This is a genomic window from Clostridia bacterium (assembly GCA_014360065.1).
In the GTDB taxonomy this organism is placed as follows: domain Bacteria; phylum Bacillota; class DSM-521; order Neomoorellales; family JACIYF01; genus JACIYF01.
This window is the reverse complement of sequence record JACIYF010000142.1, coordinates 1-5,766: the sequence shown is the minus strand read 5'-3', so window position 1 is coordinate 5,766 and position 5,766 is coordinate 1. Positions and strand designations below refer to the sequence as shown.

Below are 5,766 nucleotides of genomic sequence, written 5' to 3'. Positions count from 1 at the left end.
CTCCAAGTCGCGAGCCTGATTCTCATAATCTTTTAGATAGCTTAAGGCTTCCTTATAATATCCTTGATTGAACCCCGACCAAGAAGCAGCTTGGGCTAGAGCTGCCAAAATAGCTCCAAAGATAACTAGGGCTGTCTGGCATCCCAGAACCACCTGGCCAAGAGTATCGGTAATGCTACCCTGGCCGCTGGCCAAAGTGGCCAAGCGCAGTAACAAAGCTCCCCCAATTAAAGCGTAAAGACAAAAAGCTAGAGGGTGGCTAGCGCTGGCTAGTCTACTCTGTACCTGCTTAACCATCGCGCTCCATCCTTCGGTCTTGGCTTGAGCAATTAGCTCTAGGACTTCTTGCTCCAGCCGGCGGCGGTGACCTTCCTCCAACTTCTGCCAGGACTTAGGCGAAGCCAGGGCTCGACCCAAGCTGGTGGGATAGAATACTACCCTGGTCCGGCCTACTGAGCTGGGGTCATCCTTGCTGTCGTGCCCTTTCAGCAGGTACCCTTTATTTACCAACCGCTGCAAGGTATCATAGGCTGTCCATTTGCTGACTCCCAGCTCCTGAGCTACCTCTGTATAATGTACGCCTCCGCCTCCGTTTCTAGCCACGATCCTCTCGATGGCTGCCAGAAACTCCTTTTGTCGCAGTGTGGCCATAATAACCTCCCAAAAAACCAAAATATCTTAGGATAATTATAGCACCATTCTTGGGTAGGGTGAACAGTCCAGCTAAGGATTATTGGCGTTGGCCGGAATGAAGGTAATCATAGAGCCGTTGGGCCACCGGTCGGGTCATGCCGGGAACTTGAGCCAACTGTTCCACTGTGGCTTCCCGCAACGAAGATACCGACCCAAACTGGGCCAGCAAAGCTTTCTTGCGCCGCGACCCGATGCCAGGAATAGCATCCAGCACCGAGCCTCGGCTTCCTTTCTGCCGCAGTTGCCGGTGGTAGGTGATGGCAAAGCGGTGGGCTTCATCGCGAACGTATTGAAGTAGGCGCAAGGCAACCGAGTCCCGCGGCAATCTCAAGGGCAAAGGATCCCCTTCGCGGAACAGCAGTTCTTCCCCTTTGGCCAGCGCCACCATAGGGATGGAGTCCACGCCGGCCTCGCGCATGGCCTGGCGAGCGGCCGATAGCTGTCCTCGCCCGCCATCAATCAAAACCAAATCGGGAAGGCGGGCAAATTTGTCATCGCCCGCCCGGTAGCGATGGAAGCGCCGGCCCACTATCTCAGCCAGGCAAGCAAAGTCATCCTGGGTTTCTACCCCTTTAAGGCGAAACCTCCGGTATTCGCCGGCCTGGGGCTGGCCACCCTCAAAGACAACCATCGAGCCAACCATGGAGGTCCCTTGCAAGTTGGATATGTCGTATCCTTCGATGCGCAAAGGCGGCTCGGGCAAGCCCAACACTCGCTGTAGCTCCGCCAAGGCCTCCACTGCCATCTGCCGCCGGGATTGGATGCGAGCCTGGCGCTCCTCCAGGATCAGCAGGGCGTTGCGGTGCACCATCTCCACCAATTCTCGCTTGGGCCCGCGTTTGGGCACCACCAGCTCTACCTTATGCCCAGCCTTCTCAGCCAACCACCGAGCAACCACCTCTTGCTCTGCTTCCACCAAAGGCTCCTGGAGAAGAATGCGCCGCGGAACCGAAGGCAAGCCGCTGTAGAATTGCTTAACAAAGGCGGTAATAATCTCTTCTCGGGATAGCTGGTCGGTACCCGAGAGCAAAAAATGTTCCCGGCCTACCACCTTGCCGTCCCGCATAAAGAACACCTGCCCGCAGGCTTGATTGAAGCCCCGAGCAATGGCCACCACATCCAGGTCTTCCTGGTTGGCCTGGGCCATCTTCTGCTTAGCTACCACCTTCTTTATAGCCTCCACCTGGTCGCGATAAACCGCTGCCTTCTCAAATTCCATCCTGGCCGCTGCCTGCCGCATCTTGGCCTCCAGCTGGGGAACTAATTCTTCCCCTCGGCCCTCTAGGAAATCAATTACCCCTCGCACCATCTCGCCGTACTCCTCGCGGCTGATCTGGCCGGCGCAGGGAGCAGTGCAGCGCCCGATATGTTGGTACAGGCAGGGCCGAGAGCGATTGGCAAAGGAGCGATCGCTACAAGTTCGCAACGGAAACAAGCGCTGGATGAGCTTCATGGTTTCATGCATGGCTCCAGCATCCACAAAGGGGCCAAAATAACGAGCCCCATCTTTGCCGATGGAACGAGTCACCGAAAGGCGCGGAAACTCATCCTGGATGCTGAGGCGCAGGTAGGGGTAGTTTTTGTCATCGCGCAGGCTGACGTTGTAGCGAGGGCGGTACTTCTTAATCAAGTTGCATTCCAAAACTAGGGCCTCGATCTCCGAGTCGGTAACAATATAGTCCAGGTCGGCAATATGCCGTACCAAAACCTGAGTCTTGGGATCAAGCTGGCCAGGAGAACGAAAATAGGACTTGACCCGGTGGTGCAAAGATCCGGCCTTGCCTACGTATATGATCTGTCCCCGGGCGTCCTTCATCAAGTAAACCCCGGGCTGGTCGGGTAGAAGGTCTACCTTATCCGCTACCTTGGCGCCAGCTGGCTCCTTGGCCGCCTCGCCAGCTTGGGTGGGCGCGGTCACGCTACTTTCCCCCCTCGGCGGCAGAAGATAGCGCCGACAACCCCAGCTCCAATCCCGGCCCGGAATAGAGGCGATCCCGGGTTTTGTTCAATACTGATCGTAAAAATTGGCCGGTATACGATGCTTCTTGAGCGGCTACTTCTTCTGGGGTTCCCTGGGCCACAATTTCTCCTCCGGCATCGCCCCCCTCAGGGCCTAGATCAATGATGTAGTCGGCACATTTAATTACATCTAGGTTGTGCTCGATGACCACTACGGTGTTACCGCTGTCCACCAGGCGGTCCAGCACCTGGATCAGGCGGTAAATGTCATCGGCATGTAGGCCGGTGGTAGGCTCATCCAGGATGTACAGGGTTCGACCGGTGGAACGCCGCGAGAGCTCGGTGGCCAGCTTTACCCGCTGGGCCTCGCCCCCCGACAGGGTAGTAGCCGGTTGGCCCAAGCGGATGTAGCCTAGGCCAACATCTTGGAGGGTCTTGAGCTTATTGTAAATGCGAGGGAGGGCGCTGAAAAACTCCACCGCCTCATCCACCGTCATGTCCAGCACTTCGGCAATATTCTTACCCTTATACTTGATCTCCAAGGTCTCGCGGTTGTAGCGCCGCCCCTTGCAGACTTCGCAAGGAACGTAGACATCGGGCAAAAAGTGCATCTCAATCTTGATGATCCCGTCCCCCCGGCAAGCCTCGCAGCGGCCGCCCTTAACGTTAAAGCTGAAGCGGCCAGGTTTATAGCCCCTTACCCGAGCTTCCGGCACCCGAGCAAAAGTCTCACGCACCAAGTCAAAAAGGCCAGTATAGGTGGCGGGGTTGGATCGGGGAGTGCGCCCGATGGGCGACTGGTCTACCTCGATTACCTTATCCAGATGCTCCTCGCCCTCAATGCCATCGTGATCCCCAGGCCGAGTTCGGGCTCCGTTGAGGTCCCGGGCCAGCCTGCGGGCCAAGATTTCGTTGACTAAGGTGCTCTTGCCCGACCCCGAAACTCCGGTGACGCAGACAAATCTGCCCAAGGGGATACGGACGTGCAAGTTCTTGAGGTTATGTTCCCTAGCTCCCACGATCTCCAGCCAGTGCCCGTTGCCTGGGCGCCGCTTTTGGGGCACAGGGATGGCCTTTTTCCCGCTCAGGTACTGCCCGGTGATGGAATGCGGGCAGGCCATGATCTCAGCTGGGGTTCCTGCCGCCACTACCCGGCCGCCGTGAGCCCCGGCCCCAGGGCCAATGTCAATGATGTAATCGGCCGCCAGCATGGTTTCCTCATCGTGTTCCACTACCAGAACCGTATTGCCTAAATCCCTAAGCTGCTTTAAGGTCTTGATTAGCCGCTGGTTGTCCCGCTGGTGCAACCCGATGCTCGGCTCGTCCAAAATATAAAGGACACCCATGAGGCCCGACCCGATCTGGGTGGCCAAACGAATCCGCTGGGCCTCGCCGCCGGACAGGCTCCCCGCCGAGCGATTCAGGGTCAGGTAGTCTAGGCCTACATTGACCAAAAAGCCAAGCCGGGCTTTAATCTCTTTGATCACTTGGCGGGCAATGATCTGTTCCTGAGGGCTCAGCTGGAGGTGTTCAAAGAATTCTAGAGCCTTCTGCACCGTAAGTTCGGTTACTTGGTAAATGTTGAGCCCGCCCACAGTAACGGCCAAGCTTTCTGGCCGTAGCCGCCTGCCCTGGCAAGAGCGGCAGGGCTTGGAGCTCATATACTTTTCAATTTCCTCCCGCACGTAATCGGAGTCGGTCTCCTGGAAACGGCGGGTCAAGTGAGGAATTATACCCTCAAAGTATCCGTGGAAATAGCGCTGGTGGCCAAAATGGCCATAGCGAAAGCTAAGCCGGGCTGAACGGTTGCCGTAGAGCAAAGTATTGATGATAAACTCGTCCAGCTCCTCCACCGGGGTATTGATATCGAACTGGTAATAGTCGGCTAGAGCCTTGAGGAGCTTGGGGTAAAAATCGCTAGAGCTATCGGCCCAAGGAGCAACTGCCCCCTCGGCCAAGCTGAGCTTACGGTTGGGCAGCACTAGGTCTGGGTCTACTTCGGTCTTAAAGCCCAAGCCGCTGCACTCCGGGCAAGCCCCGTAGGGGCTGTTAAAGGAAAACATCCGGGGAGAAATTTCCTCGACGCTAATGCCGCATTCGGGGCAAGCAAATTTCTCGCTGAAGAGCAACTCCTGGCCGGTGTCCACCACCTGTACCAGAGCTAGCCCCTCGGAGGCCCGTACCGCCGTCTCTAGAGAATCAGCCAGGCGAGAGCTGACCCCTTCCTTGACCTTGATCCGGTCTACCACGATGTCAACCTGGTGCTTCTTGTTTTTTTCCAGTTTAATCTCCTGGTCCAACTCCCGGATCTCGCCATCCACCCGCACCCGAACGAAGCCATCCCGCTTGGCTTGGGCCAAAACTTGCTGGTGCTCACCCTTCCTTCCCCTTACTACTGGGGCCATGATTACCAGTTTGGTGCCCTCGGGATACTGGAGCAAAACATCTACCATCTGCGATACCGTCTGCTGACTTATGCGGCGACCGCACTGGGGGCAATGGACGTGGCCCACCCGGGCAAACAGCAACCGTAAATAGTCATAAATCTCGGTCACTGTACCCACCGTAGAGCGGGGATTATGGGTAGTAGATTTCTGATCAATAGAAATAGCCGGTGACAACCCCTCGATGTAGTCAACGTCAGGCTTGTTCATCTGCCCCAGGAATTGGCGCGCATAGGCCGATAGCGACTCCACATAGCGCCGCTGACCCTCGGCATAGATGGTGTCAAAAGCCAGAGAAGATTTGCCTGAGCCGCTAAGGCCGGTTATAACCACCAGCTTATCCCGAGGAATGCGAACATCGATGTTCTTGAGGTTATGCACCCGAGCTCCCTTAACCAAAATCTGGGCGCCGCCCAAGCCTTTCCACCCCTAAAATCAAGCCGATGCTTCCGAAACATTTCCCATGCCTGGGCGCTGGCGCCGGCGAAAGACTGGCCTCGCCAGCAATCCGTATGGCTCCCCCTCACCCTTCGGCGGGGTTCCCAGCCAATTCGACATCCTGTCTCAAGAGGCCGGCCTCGGACGTCCTGTCCTCGGCCCCGCCTCCGGTCTCGGTCTCGCCAACGGCTCGCAAGGCTCGCCCAAAGTCGCCTTACGCCAGCATCCCCGG

At 57.0% G+C, this 5,766-nt stretch carries 3 protein-coding genes; all 3 read right to left on the bottom strand.

Annotation, left to right across the window (positions count from 1 at the left end):
* The coding region (locus H5U02_13555; GenBank protein MBC7343447.1) for a winged helix-turn-helix transcriptional regulator at positions 1-651 on the bottom strand (651 nt) is incomplete at its 3' end.
* A 79-nt stretch (positions 652-730) separates the two neighbouring features.
* The gene (gene uvrC / locus H5U02_13550) at positions 731-2,611 is read right to left on the bottom strand and encodes an excinuclease ABC subunit UvrC (protein MBC7343446.1); all 1,881 of its coding nucleotides are present in this window, start codon (positions 2,609-2,611) and stop codon (positions 731-733) included.
* A gap of 1 nt (position 2,612) precedes the next feature.
* On the bottom strand, positions 2,613-5,513 hold the full coding sequence (gene uvrA / locus H5U02_13545) for an excinuclease ABC subunit UvrA (GenBank protein MBC7343445.1): 2,901 nt from the start codon (positions 5,511-5,513) through the stop codon (positions 2,613-2,615).
* Positions 5,514-5,766: the final 253 nt, after the last annotated feature.